Source organism: Actinoplanes sp. NPDC051633 (assembly GCF_040681735.1).
Lineage (GTDB): Bacteria > Actinomycetota > Actinomycetes > Mycobacteriales > Micromonosporaceae > Actinoplanes.
This window is the reverse complement of sequence record NZ_JBFAZH010001713.1, coordinates 1-1209: the sequence shown is the minus strand read 5'-3', so window position 1 is coordinate 1209 and position 1209 is coordinate 1. Positions and strand designations below refer to the sequence as shown.

The following is a 1209-nucleotide window of genomic DNA, read 5'->3' as shown; positions in this document are numbered from 1 at the left end:
GCACCGACTGCGGATGTGATTCGCGGCGGTCCTCGCCACCAACCGGCACGGCACGCTGCCGCAGCTCCTGCCCGCCCGGCCCACCCCGGCCGGTGAACGGGTATGGGTGTGGCTTCGGCCTGGTCTGTCGCTGCACGACCTGGAACAGCCCGGCCAAGTCCAGAAACTGGCCGTCGCCTGCTGGGCCAACGAGGCCCGCGTCACCCGCGCCTCACGTAAGTACGCGGCGCTGATCCGCGTGGACATCACCCGCCGCGAACCGCTGGCGGACACCGTGCTGTCCAACCTGCCCAACCACGTCCCGGCGACCATGCCGGCCACCGCACCGGTGTCCCCGGCCATCCCGCCGACCGGCGTCAACCTCGCCGACGTCACCACCCCGCGTAAGCGGGCAACCAACGACAACACCAGCAACCGGCCGCGCACCCCGCGCAACCCGGCTCGCTCGTCCCCGGACGACGGCTTCGACCCCAGCGACTACGCCTGACCATCCCTGACACGTACGTGTCAAACCCACCTTGCGGGGTGTCCCGGCGTGGCCATCGACTCCTCGTCACCAGCGCCGCGCCGGGCCCCTCTTTCCGATCGGAGCCCTGACCCATGAACGCTTCTGTCACCCCTACCGGGACAAGTGTTCCGGTCGGTACGGGCATGTCCATCTTCGACCCCGTCTTCCTCGGTATCGACGAGTTCGGCCAGCCGGTCTACCTGCCGCTGATCTACCGCAACATCCTCATCGGCGGCGAACCCGGCGCCGGGAAGAGCTCGCTGCTCAACACCATCGTCGGGCACGCCGCGCTATGCGACGACGTGGACCTGGTGCTGATCGACGGTAAGCAGGTCGAACTCGGCCTGTGGAAAGACTGCGCCGACGAGTTCATCGGCCCCGACATCGATCACGCCATCTACACCCTGGAGCGGCTGCAAACGGCGATGGACAACCGGTACTCCTACCTGCTGTCCCAGCGTCGCCAGAAGATCCGCCGCGACGACGACTTCGACCCCGTCCTGCTGGCCATCGACGAACTCGCCTACTTCTCTGCCACCGTCGGTTCGAAGACCGAGCAGGAATACTTCTCCGTCCTCAACCGCGACATCGTCGCCCGAGGGCGAGCGGTCGGCGTCATCGACGCCTCCGCCACCCAGCGCCCTAGCTCCGACATCATCCCGACCTCGCTGCACGACCTGTTCGCGTGGCGGTTCGCCGGC

2 protein-coding genes are annotated in these 1209 nt (G+C 67.9%); both read left to right on the top strand.

Annotated features, from left to right (window positions below; translation table 11 throughout):
* The first annotated feature begins 106 nt into the window (after window positions 1-106).
* Complete coding sequence (locus tag AB0M20_RS44570; protein WP_364307647.1) at window positions 107-487, top strand: hypothetical protein; 381 nt, start codon at window positions 107-109, stop codon at window positions 485-487.
* Between the two features lie 164 nt (window positions 488-651).
* A partial coding sequence (locus AB0M20_RS44565) for an FtsK/SpoIIIE domain-containing protein (RefSeq protein ID WP_364307645.1) occupies window positions 652-1209 on the top strand: 558 nt, incomplete at its 3' end.